A 16,957-nucleotide genomic window follows, 5' to 3' on the forward strand; every position below is an offset into this window, starting at 1 on the left:
TTAATCTTCCCGGTAGCCCAGACTTTTCAAGGCTCGTTCGTCGTCCGACCAACCAGATTTTACCTTCACCCAAAGTTTCATCATGACTTTGTTGTCCAGCAGTTTTTCTAGATCGCGCCGGGCTTCGGTGCCTATGGTTTTCAGTTTGCTGCCACCCTGCCCGATAATCATCCGCTTCTGCGCTTCGCGTTCAACCAGTATTAAGGCATGAATATGAGTGGTGCCTTTTTCAGACTGACCAAACTGCTCAATTTCCACTGTCGTTTCATACGGCAGTTCGTCACCGGTAAAACGCATAAGCTTTTCACGCACAATTTCTGCCGCCATAAAGCGCACAGAACGGTCCGTTACGTAGTCTTCCGGATAATAGTGGTAGCCTGGCTGCAAATGCGAACGAACAATTTTTCTTAGCTCGTCAACATTGTCGCCGTGTGTTGCCGATATGGGCAGAATAGCATCAAACTTATGCTGTTCATTCAGCCACTGCAAGTGCGGTAATAAGCGCTCTTTGTCTTTCAATTGGTCAACTTTATTAACCAATAACACTACCGGCACTTTACTGCGCTGAATTTTCTCCAGCACCATTTTGTCGTCTTCTAACCACTTTAGGTTTTCAACCACAAAAAGCACTAGGTCCACATCTTTCAAGGCGGAGGATGCAGTCTGGTTCATCACGCGGTTTATCGCACGAGGTTCCTGTTTGTGCATACCAGGCGTGTCGACATAAATAGCCTGACAGCCATCGTCGGTATCTACGCCTAAAATACGATGACGGGTGGTCTGAGGTTTATTCGAGGTAATACTGATTTTCTGCCCCAGCAACCGATTAATCAGTGTGGATTTCCCCACATTCGGACGACCAACAATGGCGACAAAGCCGCTGTGTTTATTCTCGTCCAGTTCTATATCCAGCGTCATGCGCTCTCCTGCAAATGTTCTAATGCGGCCGTTGCTGCAGCCTGTTCGGCTTTACGGCGGCTGGTACCTGTGCCTTTAAAAGGACTTTCGATACCTTCTACAGAACAGTTTACGGTAAATTGTTGATTATGCGCCTGCCCCTGCGTAGCGACCACGTCGTACTCAGGTAAAGGCTTCTGACGGGACTGCAGTAACTCCTGCAGGCGTGTTTTTGGGTCTTTCTGGCTAGTGCCGGGCTCAATCAAGGTTAACTGGGGTTCAAACCAGTTAAGAATGACCTGCCGAATGGTATCCATGTCACTGTCCAGATAAATGGCACCAATAATGGCTTCTACTGCATCAGCAAGAATGGATTCACGGCGATAACCGCCGCTTTTTAACTCGCCCTGGCCTAGCGACAAAAAATCGCCTAGCCCCATTTTCTTACCCAGCTTCGCCAAAGAACGACCACAAACTATCGCGGCGCGCATGCGGCTTAAATCGCCTTCTGCGACTTTGGGAAATTTTTGATACAAAGCTTCAGCTATTACCAGACCTAAAATAGAATCGCCCAGAAACTCCAGGCGTTCATTGTGCGTTGATGAAGCACTACGGTGGGTCATTGCCTGACGCAAGAAATCCTGCTGTTCAAAGCTATAACCAACAATTTTTTCCAGTTCCGTTAAAGGTGGTTTGGGCAAACTCACTCAATACTCCCTAGCCTTTCAAATCGAACTCCCGTAGGAACCCACGACGGCAACCAACTATCGCTACTGCGATCCATTTCAAAACTCATCCAGATGAACACCGCTTTGCCAACCAGCAGTTCTTCGTCAACGAAGCCCCAATAGCGGCTATCACGAGAATTATCGCGGTTATCACCCATAGCAAAATACTGGCCTTCCGGCACCACCCACTCGTCTTTCTGTGTGCCCGGCTGATTAAAATAAAGCATAGTGCGCGGCGCAACACGTGGGTCGATAAGAATTTCGTGGTTTACATCACCTAAGTGCTCGTCATAAGTGCGTAAAGGTGACGAACCGGAGAAATATTCACCATCTGCTTTTAACGCAGTGGATACCACTTTCATTTCTTCACAATCTTTCTCGCCAACAGCGCAAGCGGGCTGAATATAAAGCGACTTGTCACGGTAAATAATACGGTCACCGGGCAAGCCAATAATGCGCTTTATATAATCTATATTTGGTTCTTCTGGGTACTTAAATACCGCAATATCACCGCGTTCCGGCAACGAGGTATCCACCAGCGTCTTTTGAAAAAGCGGATCTTTAATACCGTAGGAAAACTTTTCTACCAGAATGAAATCACCTTTCAGCAACGTCGGCATCATTGAGCCTGACGGTATCTGGAACGGCTCGTATAACAATGTACGAACCACCAGTACTAAAGCAATAACCGGAAAAATAGACTCGCTCAGCTCCATAAGTTTAGGCTGAGGCGCCAGAGTGTCAATTTGCTCGTCGGTTAAAGCCTTGGTTGTTTTTGTCTCAACCTCCGCAATAACCGCTTTACGCTTTGGCTTCAGTACTCGCGCATCGTAAAGCCATAACAACCCGGACAGAACCGTAATAACGGTTAAAATAATTGAAAAATAATTGGCCATTTCCTATTTGCCTACTTTTAAAACCGCAAGGAAGGCTTCCTGAGGTACTTCTACGTTACCCAGGTTCTTCATGCGCTTTTTACCCTCTTTTTGTTTTTGTAAAAGCTTCTTCTTACGACTAACGTCACCGCCATAACACTTAGCTGTTACGTTTTTACGCAGCTGCTTGACCGTCGAGCGCGCAATAACATGGTTGCCAATGGTCGCCTGAATGGCAATATCAAACATTTGTCGTGGAATTAACTCACGCATTTTATCAACTAACAGGCGGCCGCGCCCTTCAGCATGATCACGGTGGGTGATCATTGCCAGCGCATCTACCCGGTCGCCGTTAATCAGTATATCGACACGAACCATGTCCGCAGGTTCAAATTTCTTGAACTGATAATCCAGTGAAGCGTAACCACGACTGGTCGATTTCAACCGGTCGAAGAAATCCATAACCACTTCTGCCATAGGCAGTTCGTAAGTTACCGCAACTTGTTTACCGTGATAAGCCATAGCCGTTTGTACGCCACGCTTATCAACACATAAGGTAATAACATTACCCAGAAACTCTTGCGGAACCAAAATGTTAGCTTCCACAATAGGTTCATAAATGGTTTCAATATCGTTAACCGCTGGCAAGTTCACCGGGTTATCCACTTTGACTATACTGCCATCGGTCTTTTCAACTTCATAAACAACCGTTGGTGCAGTGGTAATCAGGTCTATGTCGTACTCACGCTCTAAGCGTTCCTGAATAATTTCCATGTGCAGCATGCCAAGGAAACCACAACGAAAACCAAAACCAAGTGCAGCAGAATTTTCCGGCTCATAAAAAAGTGACGCGTCATTTAACGACAACTTACCCAAAGCATCCCTAAACGACTCATAGTCCTCTGAGCTGATTGGGAACATACCTGCGTAAACCTGAGGCTTTACTTTTTTAAAGCCGGGTACCGGCTCTTTTGCCGGGTTACGTGTATTGGTCAGGGTGTCACCGACCGGTGCGCCCAGAATGTCTTTGATACCCGAAATAACATAGCCCACCTCGCCGGTGTGCAAAATGCCGGTCTCGTGAGGTTTCGGGTCAAAATAACCAACTTTATCAATTTGATACGACTGACCAGTGGACATTACTGTCATTTTCTCGCCGGCACGCAACGTTCCATTGCGCACGCGAACCAAAGAAACAACCCCCTGATAATTATCAAACCAGGAGTCAATAATCAGTGCCTGTAATGGCTCTTCTGGTTCGCCCTTAGGCGGCGGTATTTGCCGGACAATGCGCTCAAGCACGTCGCCAATACCTAAACCAGTTTTAGCCGAACACTGAACCGCATCCACAGCTTCAATGCCGACAATGTCCTCTATTTCCTGTGCAACGCCCATAGCATCGGCCTGCGGCAAGTCAATTTTGTTCAATACCGGAACAACTTCCAGGTCCATTTCAATAGCGGTATAACAGTTTGCCAAAGTCTGCGCTTCAACACCCTGAGCTGCATCAACAACCAGCAGTGCGCCTTCACAACCCGCCAACGAACGCGAGACTTCATAAGAGAAGTCAACATGCCCTGGCGTATCGATGAAGTTTAACTGATAGGTTTCACCATCTTTAGCCGTGTAATAAAGGGTTACGCTCTGCGCTTTAATCGTAATACCCCGCTCACGCTCCAAATCCATGGAATCGAGTACTTGCTCAGCCATTTCACGGTCAGTCAGTCCACCGCAATGCTGGATCAAGCGGTCGGACAAGGTGGATTTACCGTGGTCAATGTGAGCGATGATCGAGAAGTTACGAATATTACTTTGCTTGAACGCCCTATTCGGCATTGATGATACCTCTGTAAAACTGAATTCTGGAACTTAAAAAATTAGTCCCGATCATACTCATGTTAGCGGCAAGAACAAAGGACTTTATGACAGTTCAGGGGTTTCAGTGCTGAACTTCAGCCGCGACGGTTTCCAGTTTGACCATTGCATTGACTTGAATGTCACGTTTACGGAACCAGCGTTTTAGTCCCCAGAAGGTAAAAGCAAAGCCAGCAAAGGACAATAAAATAACAAAACCTTCGGGTAACGTGCCTGTGTTTTCCAGTAGCACAGCTAATAGCAACAGTGTCAGTATAGGTAAACCGTAGAGTAGTAGAGCAAAACGTGTTACTGCGGTTTCCGGTACTTCTAGTTGCACCTGGTCGCCGGGACTAAACGTTTGTTCGGTAACCACAGTAAACTGCGCATTTCGGTCGGCAAAAACTTTACTTAAAATGCCAGCGCCACAGTTAGATACCTGCGCGCAACCCGAACAGGCCGTTTTTAACTGGGTGGTAACGGTTACGCGGTTGCCATCAACCGCGGTTACTTCTGCTACTTCTTTCATTATTTAACTTCCGCCGCTATGCGTTGAGCCATGGTTAAAGGTACCTGACCCACCACTGTCACAAGAAAGTTATTATAACGCTTTGAGAACAAAGTGTGTGAAGAAGATAGCGCGAGATCGGTTTCCATACCTTCTGTTAGCTCAGCCACATAAACAGAATATTCGGCGAGGCCATCGGAAAACAAATAATGATCAACCGGCGTTGCGTCAACAACGAGAGTGTGGCTTTGCTGGCTTAATAATTTGAATCCTCGCGGTGCCCACCGCGGCCCAACACTGTAGTTTATCGCACTTTGCACACGGAGGTCTTTTAACAGCGGTGGCATTTCAATATTGCTTATTTCTTTGGTTATTTCGGGAGCGGTATCACGAACCGATAAACTGGTTAGTTGCATTTGCTCCACAACATCGCCGGACTGATTCATCATGATCATTTTAAGCGGCATACCGTTCTTGCGGTCAATCCATAGTGCATAGCTGTAACGTTGATTATCTCGGCTTAAAATACGAATATGCTGCGCATTGCGACCTAAAACCCGTGCACCACCACCCACCATAACTTGATAACTATGGCTAAGACCCTCAAAGGGTTGAGAAAATGCGGCCGGAAAGATAGCGGTAATAGTATCAGACTCTAGCGCGTAATTACTGGATGAGGTATTAAAGTGGGCAACCTTGTTATCCACTCTTAAGATGCGAAAGTCCGGACCGTTCATTTGAATTAACAGTTCGGTACTTCCTGTCTCCGGATCGTTGCCCTGTAGCCACTGATAAGGCTCAATTTGATCACCATGTACATGAACTAAAGAAGCCTCAAAATTCAGTTCAGTTAAAGCTTCTGCCATACGGTTGAACCAGTCAGCGCCACTTTCTGCTGGTTCGTTAGTCTGCTGTGCGCTTACCGAGAAGGTGCTGGCGAATAAAACAGCGCCACATAAAATAGACCGATACAACCGAGTTATCATAGCCTTAATTACCTTTGTTGAGCTCCTGCTCTGACTGCTCATCTTTTTCTGCTTGCTCTGTTTTCTGCTGCAACATCAATTGTTGTTGATGATCAATCAGGTATGACTGAACCTGACGGCGTCTTTGCTGATCGCTGATTTGCGACATTGGCTCAACACGATTCAAGCTCACCGGCTCACGGCCACCACCAATGGGGCTGGTCAGCAGAGTAGGTTCTGCGCTGCTACCATCGGGTGTCGCGGGTTGCTGATAAGTTTGCACTGTCATCACCGCAACCACGGCCACACTTGCTGCAACGGCAACTTTGGCGAAAGGCTGGAACCAACGTGAAGCCGCTTTATTCTGGCTCTTAGAGCGACCAAAACCTGGCTTAACGACATTGGACTCCTGGCTTACGCTAACACGAACACGCTCGCTAATATCAAGGCTGATATCCGAGTTTAAGTCACCTTTTATTGCCGCGCGAATAACACTGTAACGGTGCCACTCCTGCTGAGCCTGTTCATCTTGCAACAGTGCTTCAATTTCATCGGCATTGATGAGTTGTTCATCAAACAGCGCGGATGTTGATTCTGATTTATTCCGAGACATAGATGCCCCTCTGTTAGTTTACCGTTCCAGCAACGGTCGGAGTTGATTATCTATTGCTTCCCGAGCGCGAAAGATGCGAGAGCGGACAGTACCTATAGGACAATCCATTTCTAGCGCAATTTCCTCGTAACCGAGACCTTCAATTTCCCTTAAAGTAATTGCCCGACGTAAATCATCCGGCAATTCATCAATTGTTTTTAATACCACATCTCGAATCTCATCAGAGAGCATTTGCCTTTCCGGAGAGGCGCTGTCTCTTAGCGCACCGGCTCCTTCATAAAACTCTGCGTCTTCTGCATCAATGTCAGATGCGGGCGGTTTTCTACCTTGCGAAACTAAATAGTTTTTCGCCGTATTCACCGCAATTCGGTACAGCCAGGTATAAAAGGCACTGTCGCCACGGAAGTTCGGTAACGCCCGATACGCTTTTATAAACGCTTCCTGTGCAACATCAGCTACGTCGCCCTGTTGTTTGACATAACGCGATATCAAACTCATGACTTTATGCTGATACTTTTTTACCAGCAGATCAAAAGCTCGGTTATCACCTTGTTGTACTCTTTCGACCAGCTGTTGGTCACTCACCTGTTCGCTCATCCGAGCCTGTTCTCCCTTAACCCAGGAACTGCTGGAACTGGCGGCCCGTCCTGTTTCTTACTGACTGTGACAGAGCCGCATGTAAAAAGTTCGCAAAAATATCGTCAAATGCGTAAAATCGTTCAAAATTCACATTGAGTACTTTATGGAACCTGTTGCAAATTATCAATGCGATGTACTGATTATTGGTTCGGGAGCCGCGGGATTAACTACCGCTTTACAGTTGGCCGATAACTTAAACGTTACGGTACTAAGTAAAGGCCCGCTGACTGAAGGCTCAACCTTTTACGCGCAAGGCGGCATTGCCGCAGTATTCGACGAAAACGACAGTATTGAGAGTCACATCGAGGATACCTTAATTGCCGGCGCCGGCCTTTGCGATCCCGAAGCCGTTAAGTTTACCACAGAAAACGCGCGCGCAAGTCTGCAATGGCTGATTGATGCCGGCGTGGGTTTTGATCAAGTCGAGTCTAAAGACAGCAACCCAGCGTACCACCTGAACCGTGAAGGCGGTCACAGTCATCGACGAATTCTGCACGCAGCAGATGCCACCGGCAAAGCGGTACAGACAACATTGCAGAAAAAAGCAATGGAGCATCCAAATATTCAGGTGCTGGAACGATACAACGCGGTCGATTTGATCACGGGTTCTCGTATCGGTAAACCTGACGGTTGCTATGGAGCTTATGTCTGGAGCCGTCAGAAAGAACAAGTGGAAACCGTTGCGGCAGGCTGTGTGGTATTGGCTACGGGCGGTGCAAGTAAGGTATATCAGTATACCAGTAACCCGGATATTGCCAGCGGCGACGGTATTGCCATGGCCTGGCGCGCAGGCTGCAGTGTGGCCAATATGGAATTTAATCAGTTCCATCCAACCTGTTTATTTCACCCCAACGCGCAGAGTTTTCTATTAAGCGAAGCCTTGCGTGGCGAAGGCGCTTTGCTGAAACGGCCCGACGGAACTCGTTTTATGCCGGACTTTCATGAGTCTGCTGAATTGGCTCCGCGCGACGTGGTTGCCCGAGCTATCGACTTTGAAATGAAGCGTTTGGGTGCTGACTGCATGTATCTGGATATTTCTCATAAACCGAAAGACTTTATTCAGCATCACTTCCCTACCATTATGGAAAAATGCTTGTCGCTGGGTATTGATATCAGCAAACAGCCGATGCCGGTTGTTCCTGCGGCCCATTACACCTGTGGCGGTGTTAAAACCGATATGAACGCAGCGACCGATTTACCCAACTTGTATGCTGTTGGTGAGGTTGCCTGCACAGGTCTGCACGGAGCCAATCGCATGGCTAGTAACTCGCTGCTGGAATGTCTGGTTTTCGCCCGTGCGGCGGCTAAAGATATTTTATCTAAGCGCCCTCATCAGAAGGCCTTAAATCATATTCCTGGCTGGGATGAAAGTCAGGTAGGCAATTCCGACGAGGAAGTTATAATTCAACATAACTGGCATGAGCTACGTCTGTTTATGTGGGACTACGTGGGTATTGTACGTACCACCAAACGTCTGGAACGGGCTCTTCATCGAATTCAGTTGCTACAGCGCGAAATTCACGAGTATTACTCGAACTTCCGCGTGAGTAACAATTTACTGGAGTTACGTAACTTAGTGCAGGTATCAGAGCTTATTGTACGAAGCGCTATTAGTCGTAAAGAAAGTCGCGGCTTACATTATACTCTGGACTACCCTGACACATTGCCGGATCCTCAGCCTACGGTGCTGACACCGAAAAGTTAAGGCTCTGACAGCTGTTGTAACTGGCGCCGCAGTTTTATCTGCTGCGCCTTTGACAACTGAAACCACCAAACCCGGAGCCAGTGCCGCTTTTCCTGACCTTTTTCTGTTTTATAGGCAAGCGGCAGTAAAACCAACATACCGCCTACGACCAGTGCCTTGCTGAATAATTGACAACGTTCACCCAGCCACCACCAGTAACGTCCGCACGCTGACACAGACAACACGCGCATAGGTCGCTGTAAACGAAAATAACTGTCAGGGTTCACCGCGCGGGTCTATACCTTAACGCGTGACAACATAAACCGAATCATTTCAGCAAGTTCTTCGTCTTCACACTTCTGGTGACCCATAAACCAGGCAAAAAGATCCGGGTCATCGCAGGTAATTAAACGGCGAAATACCGCTTTTTGTTCTTCACTTAGTTCGTCGTAAGCCTGATCAACAAAAGGTTCAAATAATACATCCAGCTCCAGCATGCCCCGGCGGCACGCCCAACGTAAACGACGCTTGTCTTTTAGTGCTTCTTCTGACTGTTTTAACGGCAACATAAAATCTCCGCAGCAATTGCCCTTGTAATTCGATAATGTGCCCTAATATTACCACGTAAGCCATTTAATAAGGAGTCATTGTGGTTGAGTTAACGCAGCATTTTACTGACGCAAATCAGGATCACCTTTCCGTTCAACTGACGGACTATGGTATCCTCTCGGTTTCTGGCGAAGATGCTGACAGTTTTTTACAGGGTCAGCTGACATGTGATTTACGCAAACTCGACCAGGATAATTGCTTATATGGCGCACATTGCGATCAAACCGGAAAAGCGTTTAGCATCTTCTGGCTTTATCGCGAAGACGACGCCGTTTTTTTAATTATGCATCGCAGTGCAATTGAAGGCTCTTTGGCACAATTAAAGAAATTCGGTGTCTTTAGTAAAGTCACTATTGAAGATGTAAGCGACGACTGGAGCATAGCCGGTGTTTTCGGTAGCAAAGCAGCCAGCGTTGCAGCAGAATTTGATGGCCGGGTAATGCAGGTTGGGACCAGTCCCGACCAATATCTGTTACTCAGCCAACAGCCAATTTCTACGGATTATCCGCAACCTTACTGGGATGCGTTGGAAATTGAACGGGTTCGTCCACAACTTACGTCTGAGAACATCCAGGCGTTTGTCCCGCAAATGATGAATTTGCAGGTGTGGGATGGAATCAGTTTTGACAAAGGATGTTATATCGGCCAGGAGACTATTGCCCGGATGAAATATTTGGGCAAACAGAAACGGGCGCTCTTTCGCTTATCCGGTAAAGTAACGGCTCAAGTTACTGCTGGTACGCAATTAGAGAAAGCCATTGGCGAGAACTGGCGTCGTGCAGGTACGGTCATTATGGCAGTGAACCGCACCGACACCCAAGTGGACTTATTAGCTGTTTTACCCAGTGACATAGACACTGACACGGCTATACGAGTCCGGGATGACGACGCAAGTCTTCTGGAAATACACTCACTGCCTTATCAATTAGGTTAAATTTATGAGCGAAACCATTGCACCAAACAAAGTCGTGGCTATCAACTATGCCGTTAAAACGGAAGATGGCCAGACGCTGGACCAGTCTAAAGATGGCAGCCCACTGAACTTCATCCACGGTCGTGGCATGCTGATTCCTGGTCTGGAAAATGCACTGGAAGGCAAAAAAGTTGGCGATAGCTTCACTGCAGAAGTTAAACCAGAAGAAGCTTATGGCGAACGTCATGACGGCTTAATCCAGACTGTACCACGTAACCTGTTCGGCGAAAACGAAGTACAGCCTGGCATGCAGTTCCGTGCCAGCACGGATCAAGGCGAACAGTCTGTTGTTATCGTTGAAGTAAAAGACGACGAAGTGACTGTTGACGGTAACCACCCACTGGCCGGTGTTAACCTCAACTTTGACGTAGAAGTTATTGAAGTTCGTGAAGCGACTGAGCAAGAACTTGAGCACGGTCACGTTCACACTGACGGCGAAGATCACTAAGCGCTGTTTTTGATAAAAGAAACCCGGCTAATAAGCCGGGTTTTTTTGTTTCAGAGAGGTAATTAATCCGCTTTTGGGCGCATATGCGGGAACAATAATACGTCGCGAATAGACGCAGAATCCGTTAGCAACATTACCAGACGGTCAATACCAATGCCCTGACCGGCTGTTGGCGGCATACCGTGTTCCAGTGCGGTGACATAATCTTCGTCGTAGAACATGGCTTCATCATCGCCCGCTTCTTTCTGTTCAACTTGCTCGCGAAAACGTTCAGCCTGATCTTCAGCATCGTTAAGCTCCGAGAAACCATTCGCCAACTCACGACCACCGGCAAAGAATTCAAACCGGTCGGTCACAAACGGATTGTCGTCGTGACGACGAGCCAACGGTGAAACTTCAGCCGGGTACGCAGTAATAAAGGTAGGCTGAATTAAACGATGCTCAGCAACAGTCTCAAAAATTTCGATCTGAACTTTACCTAAGCCCCATGACGGCTTAACACTGACACCAACCTGCTCGGCAATTTCAGTTGCTGTATTCATGTCATTAAGCTGCTCAAGGCTCACTTCCGGCATGTACTTAACAATAGCTTCCAACACTGTCATGCGCTCAAACGGCTTACCGAAATCATAATCCACGCCCTGGCTGGTAAACTGAGCAGAGCCTAAGACCGACTCAGCCGCGCCGCGTAACATCTGCTCGGTTAAATCCATTAAGTCGTGATAATCCGCGTACGCCCAGTAGAACTCCAGCATAGTAAACTCTGGGTTATGGCGTGTGGAGAGACCTTCATTACGGAAATTACGGTTAATTTCGAACACCTTCTCAAAACCACCAACGACTAAACGTTTCAGGTAAAGTTCTGGTGCAATACGTAAAAACAGCTCCATATCCAGTGCGTTATGGTGCGTGCTGAAAGGACGAGCTGCGGCGCCGCCCGGAATCGCCTGCATCATAGGAGTTTCAACTTCCAGAAACTGACGGTCACTTAAAAAACGACGAATATAGTCAATGATTTTAGAGCGAGCCATGAAAGTACTGCGAGACTCTTCGTTGGTAATCAGGTCCAGATAACGCTGACGATAGCGCATTTCCTGATCTGACAAGCCATGGAATTTATCCGGCAAAGGACGCAGTGCTTTAGTCAGCAAACGTACTTCGTCAACTTGCACGCTTAACTCACCGGTTCCGGTAATAAACAAGGTGCCAGAGGCGCCGAGAATATCGCCTAAATCCCATTTTTTAAATTCCGTGTTGTAATAACCTTCAGGCAGATTGTCGCGGGCAACATACAGTTGAATTTTTCCGCTCATATCCTGAATGGTTGCGAAACTGGCTTTCCCCATAATACGGCGGGTCATCATACGGCCGGCAACTTTCACGCGAATGCCTTTTTCTGCCAGCTCTTCTTTACTCAGATTATCGTATTCAGCGTGTAAGTCAGCAGCTAACGAGTCCCGACGGAAATCGTTCGGGAATGCGATACCCTTATCGCGAAGCGCCGACAGTTTCGCCTTTCGCTGCGCGATCTGTTCGTTTACGTCTACTTCAGGTGCCTGCGATTTATCAGTCATTATCGATTTTCCTCTGTCGGGATACTTAAATTAAACTTACAGCCCGCTTTTCAAGCTGGCTTCAATAAACGGGTCAAGTGCGCCATCAAGCACAGCCTGGGTATTACGGTTTTCGATACCCGTACGTAAATCTTTGATACGCGCATCGTCCAGAACATAAGAGCGAATTTGACTGCCCCAGCCGATATCAGCTTTTGAGTCTTCTAATGCCTGTTTCTCTTCGTTCTGTTTCTGTAATTCAAATTCGTACAATTTCGCTTTCAGCTGTTTCATTGCTGAGTCGCGGTTCTTGTGCTGCGAACGGTCACTCTGACATTGCACCACAATGCCTGTTGGTTCGTGCGTTAAACGAACCGCAGAATCGGTACGGTTAACGTGCTGACCACCGGCACCCGATGCCCGATAGGTATCTACCCTCAGGTCAGACGGATCAATCTCAATATCAATGTCGTCGTCTACTTCCGGGTAAACAAAAACCGAAGCGAAAGATGTATGGCGGCGATTACCTGAGTCGAAGGGGGATTTACGTACCAAACGGTGCACACCGGTTTCAGTACGCAGCCAGCCGTAGGCGTATTCTCCGACCACACGTACCGTGGCCGATTTTATACCAGCGACATCGCCTTCTGACAGCTCAGTAATTTCCGCTTTAAAGTCATGCGCTTCTGCCCAGCGCAAATACATGCGTAGCAGCATATTAGCCCAGTCCTGAGCTTCGGTTCCGCCGGAGCCTGACTGAATATCCAGGTAGCAGTCTGCCGAGTCGTTGTCTTTTGAAAACATACGACGAAACTCTAAAGCTTCCAGCTGTTTCACTAAACCGGACAGCTCTTCATGAGCTTCGTTAAAAGTGTCTTCGTCCTCTGCTTCTACCGCAAGATCAACAAGACCCTCGACATCATCCAGCCCCTGCTGAAGTTTATCCAGGGTTTGTACCACTTGCTCTAATGCCGCACGCTCTTTACCTAAGGCTTGCGCCTTGGGTGGATCATCCCACACATTGGGCTGTTCCATCTCACGAGTAACTTCTTCCAGACGCTCTAACTTAGCATCGTAGTCAAAGATACCCCCTAAGCGAATTACTACGCTCACGCATTTCTTTGATGTTGTTGTAGGTTGCGTTAGTTTCAAACATGCGACTACCTAATTCTGTTAATTCTAAAAGGGGCGTAGTTTAACGTATTGCGCGGATTTGCTCCACCAACAACTGAACGTTTGTGCGTCCGCGGAAGTGATTAAGCTGTGGCTTGTATAAAAGTTCAACAACGGAGGCCTGCCGCGCCGGCCATTGTTGTGTATCGACGTTAAAGGCAATCGCATCTAATAATTCGCCTTGCGGATGACGCACCACCAATTTTAGATGTCGCTCTCCGACAATGCGCTGATCCACCAATTCAAACTGGCCGTCAAACATAGGCTCGGGAAACTGCTGACCCCAGGGACCTGCACTTTGCAGCATATTCACACTGTCCTGCGAAAGTTGCAGTGTTGTGAGTTCGCCATCAGACCAGAACACACGTTGCTTCTGTTCTTCTGACAACCACTCCGACGCAACTTGCTCCGCCAGTTCAGAAAAGCGCGCCAGATTTTCTTTTTTCATGGTTAAGCCGGCGGCCATGGCATGTCCCCCGAAACGTTCCATAATGCCCGGCTCAAGACTATGAACACGTTCCAGTAAGTCTCGCATATGCAGACCACTGACCGAACGTGCGGAGCCTTTTAGGAATTCATCGTCATCGTTGGCTAACGCAATAACCGGACGGTTCACCTGCTCTTTTACCCTGCCCGCGACAATACCGATAACACCCGCATGCCAGTCCGGCTGATACAAAGTGACTAAATCAGGCACCTGTCCCTGATCAAAGCGCAACTTTGCGACAGCGCTTTCAGCGTGCTCGCGCATTTCCGTTTCAATTGATTTACGTTGCTGGTTTAAATCGTTAAGTTGCTGCGCTAACTGCTGCGCCCGGGTTTCACCCGCTAACAAGCATTCTATTCCCAGCCCAATATCGTCTAAACGGCCTGCAGCATTGATTCTCGGACCCAGAGCAAAACCTAAGTCGCTGGCAGCCAGCTGACTGGCATCACGGTTCGCAACTTCCAGCAACGCCTTAATTCCTGGGCGGCTCATACCTTTACGAATACGGGCTATACCCTGTTGCACCAATACGCGGTTGTTATAATCCAGCGGCACAACATCAGCTACAGTGCCAAGAGCAACGAGATCCAGCCAGTCAGCCAGGTTAGGTAGTGGCTCAACACCTTGTTCACGTAACGCTGAGCGCAACGCAAGCAGAACATAAAACGCCACACCCACACCGGCTAAATTTTTGCTTGGAAACTCACAGCCGTGCTGATTCGGGTTCACTATCGCATTAGCCGGAGGCAGTTCTTCAGGTGGTAAATGGTGGTCAGTAACCAGCACTTGTATGCCCTTTTCACGAGCAAGTGCAATGGCGTCATGCGCTGCAATACCGTTATCGACAGTCACAATTAACTGCACATTCTCTACGGCCAGTTGTTCTACCATGGCAACAGACAGGCCATAGCCGTCAGTCATTCGATTTGGTACACGATAACCCACTTGCTGCAGACCAAAGGCCTGCAGGGCCGACACCATTAATGCCGAACTGGTTGCGCCGTCGGCATCAAAATCACCGCAAATACAAACCTTTTCTTGATTTTTTAACGCATTTAGCAGCAGTTCAACGGCTTTATCGATATCTCTTAACGAAGAGAAATGGAGTAAACCGGAGGCTTTCAAAGATAATTCGTCAGCACGACGGACACCCCGGCGGGCATAAATTTGCCGCAACAAAGGCGGTATTTGTTGCGGCAAAAAGTCATCGTCAACGACTTGATAACGACGTATTTCATAATCACTCATGAATTACTGTGACTCACCTTTTTTAATTTCAGCAATTAAACGTGATGCAGGTAGCGCTCCCGGCACTAAACGACCGTCGGGCAGAACAATAGCGGGAGTACCGCTTACCCCAAACGATTTACCGAGTTGGTAGTGCTCCGCAACCGGATTGGAACAGCTTAAGTCGCCACTGTAATTTTCGTCTTCTTTAAAGGCGGTAATGGCCGCTTTTTTGTCATCCGCACACCAAACCGTCTGTAGCTGCTGCCCGCCTTTGCTACTCATACCACCACGGGGAAAGGCCAGGTATTTTATGGTAATGCCCTGTGCGTGATAGCTGTCCATGTTTTCGTGCAAGCGCTGACAATAACCGCAGGTAGTGTCTGTAAAAATCGTTACCTGATATTTCTCGTCCTCAGCCGGGTACACGATCATATCGTTTTCAAAACCTTTCAGCATTTTCAGACGAACTTTAGCCATACCCGCTTCACTTAAGTTTTCCGGTTCACTGCCGGTTATATCAAACACATTGCCGCTAATCAGCCGTTCACCATCATCTGACACATAAAACATGCCCTGATTAGTCACCGCACGGACATAGCCGTCAATTTCACCGGGCTCTGTGGACAACACTTCAATACCAATTTTATTCAGGTGCTGGGTGTCGACTTCACTTTGTTCCGCACTAATAGCCGGCGCACTGAAACTTGCGCCGACCAGCCCGACTAATCCAACTACAGACATTAAATTGCGCATAAATACCTCTTAAATTAACTGTCCGAACCCTACCCTGTTACCAGCCAAAATGCAATTAGCCTCGCGGGTGATGCTGAGCATGTAAGGCCTGCAGACGTTCACGTGCAACCTGGGTATAAATTTGTGTGGTAGATAAATCACTGTGACCTAACAGTAGCTGTAAGACACGTAAGTCGGCGCCATGGTTCAGCAAATGCGTGGCAAAAGCATGGCGTAAAGTGTGCGGCGACAAATGTGCGTAAATGCCGGCTTCTTCGGCGTAATGCTTTAATCTGTACCAAAATGCCTGACGTGTTAATAACGAGCCACGTTGCGTAACAAATATCCAGGGGCTGCTTTTATCCGTTATTGCCGGACGTCCATGCTTTAAATAATTGTCCAGCCACTCCAGCGCTTCTTCTCCTAACGGCACCAAACGTTCTTTGTTGCCTTTGCCAACAACCCGAACTAAGCCTTGCTGGCGGCTCAACTGGTCATATTGCAGACGAATAAGTTCGGTTACCCGTAATCCGGTGGCATAGAGAACTTCCAGCATAGTTCGGTCACGCAGACCAATGGGAGTTTCTGTATCCGGTTGTTCCAATAGAGAAATCACATCCTCTTCGCTTAACGAGTGTGGAATGCTTTGCGGTAATTTAGGGCGTTTCAGGCGTGCTGTTGGGTCTACTGCCACCCACTGCTGTTTTACAGCAAACTGGAAGAATTTCTTCGTCGAACTTAAAAATCGCGAGGTGCTTCGTGGCGATAAGCCTTGCATACGCCGCCACAACAGGTAGTCCTGCAGCACCACTTCATCAGTGTCCATTAAGGATTTTTTAAGCGATAGCAAATATTCACAATAACGGCGTAAGTCACTGCGGTACGCGGCTTGAGTATTATTGCTGGAGCCATGATGCAGCCAGAGGTGCTCAGTAAAAGCATCAATACGGTCTTCGTCCTCTGGGCGGAGTTGCTTCATGGTTTTTTGG

The 16,957-nt window shown here is 47.8% G+C and carries 18 protein-coding genes; 3 read left to right on the forward strand and 15 right to left on the reverse strand.

Annotated elements, in window-relative coordinates; genetic code table 11:
* The 8 genes from era to rpoE all read right to left on the reverse strand — a co-directional run bounded on the left by era (nucleotide 1) and on the right by rpoE (nucleotide 7,037).
* Entirely contained in the window at nucleotides 1-918 is a 918-nt protein-coding gene (gene era, locus ACP7H9_RS02765) for a GTPase Era (protein WP_011234060.1), read from the reverse strand.
* On the reverse strand, nucleotides 915-1,604 hold the full coding sequence (rnc, locus tag ACP7H9_RS02770; protein ID WP_114981462.1) for a ribonuclease III: 690 nt from the start codon (nucleotides 1,602-1,604) through the stop codon (nucleotides 915-917). Before rnc ends, era begins: the two co-directional genes overlap by 4 nt.
* A complete protein-coding gene (gene lepB, locus ACP7H9_RS02775; RefSeq protein WP_114981463.1) occupies nucleotides 1,601-2,521 on the reverse strand; it encodes a signal peptidase I in 921 nt (306 codons plus the stop codon). The genes rnc and lepB overlap by 4 nt, the downstream gene beginning before the upstream one ends.
* Nucleotides 2,522-2,524: 3 nt before the next feature.
* Nucleotides 2,525-4,336: a translation elongation factor 4 gene (lepA, locus tag ACP7H9_RS02780; protein WP_114981465.1), complete on the reverse strand. Its 1,812-nt coding sequence runs from the start codon at nucleotides 4,334-4,336 to the stop codon at nucleotides 2,525-2,527.
* Nucleotides 4,337-4,439: 103 nt separating this feature from the next.
* Nucleotides 4,440-4,883, reverse strand: coding sequence for a SoxR reducing system RseC family protein (locus ACP7H9_RS02785; protein ID WP_011234064.1), 444 nt, complete (start codon nucleotides 4,881-4,883; stop codon nucleotides 4,440-4,442).
* Entirely contained in the window at nucleotides 4,883-5,848 is a 966-nt protein-coding gene (locus ACP7H9_RS02790; protein ID WP_110012519.1) for a MucB/RseB C-terminal domain-containing protein, read from the reverse strand. The genes ACP7H9_RS02785 and ACP7H9_RS02790 overlap by 1 nt, the downstream gene beginning before the upstream one ends.
* 4 nt (nucleotides 5,849-5,852) lie before the next feature.
* A complete protein-coding gene (locus tag ACP7H9_RS02795; RefSeq protein ID WP_110012520.1) occupies nucleotides 5,853-6,440 on the reverse strand; it encodes a sigma-E factor negative regulatory protein in 588 nt (195 codons plus the stop codon).
* Nucleotides 6,441-6,458: 18 nt separating this feature from the next.
* Nucleotides 6,459-7,037, reverse strand: a complete 579-nt coding sequence (rpoE, locus tag ACP7H9_RS02800) for an RNA polymerase sigma factor RpoE (RefSeq protein WP_011234067.1) — start codon at nucleotides 7,035-7,037, stop codon at nucleotides 6,459-6,461.
* A 145-nt stretch (nucleotides 7,038-7,182) separates the two neighbouring features.
* Between rpoE and nadB the strand changes: the two genes are divergently transcribed.
* Nucleotides 7,183-8,784, forward strand: a complete 1,602-nt coding sequence (nadB, locus tag ACP7H9_RS02805) for an L-aspartate oxidase (RefSeq protein ID WP_011234068.1) — start codon at nucleotides 7,183-7,185, stop codon at nucleotides 8,782-8,784.
* On the opposite strand, the gene ACP7H9_RS02810 is transcribed toward nadB, so the two are convergent.
* On the reverse strand, nucleotides 8,781-9,014 hold the full coding sequence (locus tag ACP7H9_RS02810; protein ID WP_153849033.1) for a hypothetical protein: 234 nt from the start codon (nucleotides 9,012-9,014) through the stop codon (nucleotides 8,781-8,783). The genes nadB and ACP7H9_RS02810 overlap by 4 nt on opposite strands.
* A 45-nt stretch (nucleotides 9,015-9,059) precedes the next feature.
* Nucleotides 9,060-9,332, reverse strand: coding sequence for a succinate dehydrogenase assembly factor 2 (locus tag ACP7H9_RS02815; protein WP_011234070.1), 273 nt, complete (start codon nucleotides 9,330-9,332; stop codon nucleotides 9,060-9,062).
* An 80-nt stretch (nucleotides 9,333-9,412) separates the two neighbouring features.
* On the opposite strand from ACP7H9_RS02815, the gene ygfZ reads away from it, so the two are divergent.
* Both ygfZ and slyD read left to right on the forward strand, forming a co-directional pair.
* Nucleotides 9,413-10,306, forward strand: a complete 894-nt coding sequence (gene ygfZ / locus ACP7H9_RS02820; RefSeq protein ID WP_011234071.1) for a CAF17-like 4Fe-4S cluster assembly/insertion protein YgfZ — start codon at nucleotides 9,413-9,415, stop codon at nucleotides 10,304-10,306.
* Nucleotides 10,307-10,310: 4 nt separating this feature from the next.
* Nucleotides 10,311-10,793: a peptidylprolyl isomerase gene (gene slyD / locus ACP7H9_RS02825; protein ID WP_034820491.1), complete on the forward strand. Its 483-nt coding sequence runs from the start codon at nucleotides 10,311-10,313 to the stop codon at nucleotides 10,791-10,793.
* Between the two features lie 62 nt (nucleotides 10,794-10,855).
* Here slyD and lysS read toward each other — a convergent pair whose 3' ends face one another.
* The 5 genes from lysS to xerD form a co-directional block, all read right to left on the reverse strand.
* Entirely contained in the window at nucleotides 10,856-12,367 is a 1,512-nt protein-coding gene (gene lysS, locus ACP7H9_RS02830; RefSeq protein WP_011234073.1) for a lysine--tRNA ligase, read from the reverse strand.
* Nucleotides 12,368-12,403: 36 nt separating this feature from the next.
* Nucleotides 12,404-13,502 (reverse strand): peptide chain release factor 2 gene (gene prfB, locus ACP7H9_RS02835; protein WP_110012522.1). Its coding sequence is split into 2 segments (ribosomal slippage): nucleotides 12,404-13,426 and nucleotides 13,428-13,502, totalling 1,098 coding nucleotides; the frame shifts between segments, so codons are not numbered across the junction.
* A 39-nt stretch (nucleotides 13,503-13,541) separates the two neighbouring features.
* The gene (gene recJ / locus ACP7H9_RS02840) at nucleotides 13,542-15,254 is read right to left on the reverse strand and encodes a single-stranded-DNA-specific exonuclease RecJ (RefSeq protein ID WP_114981467.1); all 1,713 of its coding nucleotides are present in this window, start codon (nucleotides 15,252-15,254) and stop codon (nucleotides 13,542-13,544) included.
* 3 nt (nucleotides 15,255-15,257) lie between these two features.
* A complete protein-coding gene (gene dsbC, locus ACP7H9_RS02845; RefSeq protein ID WP_114981469.1) occupies nucleotides 15,258-15,989 on the reverse strand; it encodes a bifunctional protein-disulfide isomerase/oxidoreductase DsbC in 732 nt (243 codons plus the stop codon).
* A gap of 55 nt (nucleotides 15,990-16,044) precedes the next feature.
* Nucleotides 16,045-16,947: a site-specific tyrosine recombinase XerD gene (xerD, locus tag ACP7H9_RS02850; protein ID WP_114981471.1), complete on the reverse strand. Its 903-nt coding sequence runs from the start codon at nucleotides 16,945-16,947 to the stop codon at nucleotides 16,045-16,047.
* Nucleotides 16,948-16,957: the final 10 nt, after the last annotated feature.

The sequence above is a fragment of the Idiomarina sp. ST20R2A10 genome (genome assembly GCF_051842345.1).
GTDB classification, from domain to species: Bacteria; Pseudomonadota; Gammaproteobacteria; order Enterobacterales; family Alteromonadaceae; genus Idiomarina; species Idiomarina loihiensis.